The 2,190-nt window shown below is 35.4% G+C and carries 1 protein-coding gene; it reads left to right on the top strand.

Going from position 1 to position 2,190, the window contains the following annotated elements:
* Positions 1-1,040: 1,040 nt before the first annotated feature.
* Entirely contained in the window at positions 1,041-1,226 is a 186-nt protein-coding gene (locus BAZSYMA_RS05375) for a hypothetical protein (RefSeq protein ID WP_090716451.1), read from the top strand.
* Positions 1,227-2,190: the final 964 nt, after the last annotated feature.

Below are 2,190 nucleotides of genomic sequence, written 5' to 3'. Positions count from 1 at the left end.
AACATCAATAAAACTGACTGCCACAATATTATTGTAAAATTATAGAAAATGGCATTAAACATTTCTAACTGTAACCATTCACTGAGGTGGGTGGAATCGTCTGTGTATACCAGTGAAAAGTTAGTAGTCTGCATAGGCATCAAATCACTTTAGAGCACCTCTTTCAGCCTCTCCTCTACATAAGTTAGTTAGTGACTAGCGGCGGCAGGTCAATGATTTTCTCCGGGTGTTCCAGTTTCCTCTACCAATAAAACTGACTGCCATAGTATAACTGAAATATTGTTGAAAGTGGCATTAAACACCATAACCCTAACCCCTAAACCTACATGAGGTTTTTAATGTATCAGCATAAGAAACATTGGTGAGGGGCTTACAGCAAGTGTCTCGGCAGTAAATACAATTTCTTTTGTAGTGCCATATAATCTGCTATCTAACGCCTTACCACTTAAAGATTTATCACACATTTCTTCACCATAAATCAATGCTCTCAATTCATTTGTGGACGCGTGTCTTAGTTTGTTATCACATGATTTGAAATCTTCTTCATCATCACATGACTTGTTCTAAATATAGAATAACAATGTTTAATTACAATATACTTTGGTTATTTTTTCTCTATTAAAGTTATGGAAAAAGAGTTTAGTTAAATAGTGATGGCTAACAATTTCATCAATATTAATGAAACGAACAACCACCTCTAACCTCTAACCTCTAACCTCAAATCATTTAACACAAAAAAAACATGACATATGGCTTTAGAAATACAGGTCCTGGCTTGGGACAGACACAAACATGTGGAGGGGTTATAGCTTGCAACAAAATATTTGCCAAATGGTGTTTGAGTCAAGACAGGCTTCATAAGCGTAAACTTTTTTTAGGTCCACAAAGATTAACAACTACATATCACCAGGAAGGGGGTAAAATTTAATTACTTGATATCAAAATAAGGCATGTTAAAAAAATAATTAAATATTCAAAAATGTTATATATTAGATGACTACCTTTTAGAAATAGAACCATTCAGAAAGGCAAATGATACAATGACAAATGATACAAAGGCAAATGATACAAAGGCAAATGATACAATGACAAATGATACAATGACAAATGATACAATGACAAATGATATGGGGAAAAAAATGTATTTCAATATAGAAACACAAACAAAGAATAAAAATAAACAAACACAAATAAAAAATCTACTTGAACAAATACAGAAAACTTGAGCAACATGGAAGCTCTTAAAAAAAACTAGGCTGAAGTTGGGTCCTCTGGAAGGGTAGGCAGTTCCTGATCCGCATGTGGCACCAGCCGTGCTACTCAGGTATAAATGGTCAAAGTCCAGTTAATGTCATAAGTGAGGATGTAGTAGATTTCAGATTTACCCTTGATAACTTGAAAACTTAGGTTCGACAGTATTATAGAGTTAGCGTCATGGTGTTTAATGCCACTTTCATCAATATTTCAGTTATATCGTGGCAGTAGTTTTATTGGCACGAGGTAAACCCGGAGTACCTAGAGAAAACCACAGACCTGTCGCAAGTCACTGACAAACTTTTATCACATAATGTTGTATCGAGTACACCTCATTATGAACGGGGTTCAAACTCACAACTTTAGTGGTGATAGGCATTGATTGCACAGGTAGTTGTAAATCCAACTACTATACGATTACGACCATGACGACCCCTAGGTCAAAATTAAAAAATTAGAACCATTCAGAAAGACCCAAGATACAAAGACATGATCAAAAAAATGCATTTCAATATAGAAAGACAAACAAAAAATAATAATAGAGAGAAACACACATATAAAATCAATTTGAACAACCACTGAAAACTGAAGATGAGTAACACAGATCCACCTCAAAAACTGGGGTGAAAAGTCTTCTATGAGGGTAGGAAGTTCCTGAACCACCAGCTGACTGAAGTGAAGTGTACAGCTCAATTGCAGACTAGGGGCTCTCTTAACACTCATTATGGGGTACAAGTTATTCTCATGGTTGAAGACTCCAGATTTATATGGGGTCTGCATTGCTCAAGTTTAGTTTTATGTGCAGTGTTTAGTAGATCATTGTTCTTGTGTTATATGTCCTTCTATTTGTGGCTTTTGATTGTCCCTTTGGTTCTTTCCCACACACTCATAAAAGCATTAAACAATGTACTCACATGGCCGAGTCTATCTTCTGAT

Origin of the sequence: Bathymodiolus azoricus thioautotrophic gill symbiont (assembly GCF_001298715.1) — a bacterium.
In the GTDB taxonomy this organism is placed as follows: domain Bacteria; phylum Pseudomonadota; class Gammaproteobacteria; order PS1; family Pseudothioglobaceae; genus Thiodubiliella.
The sequence above is the reverse complement of the archived record's forward strand: the minus strand, read 5'-3'. Positions and strand labels throughout refer to the sequence as shown.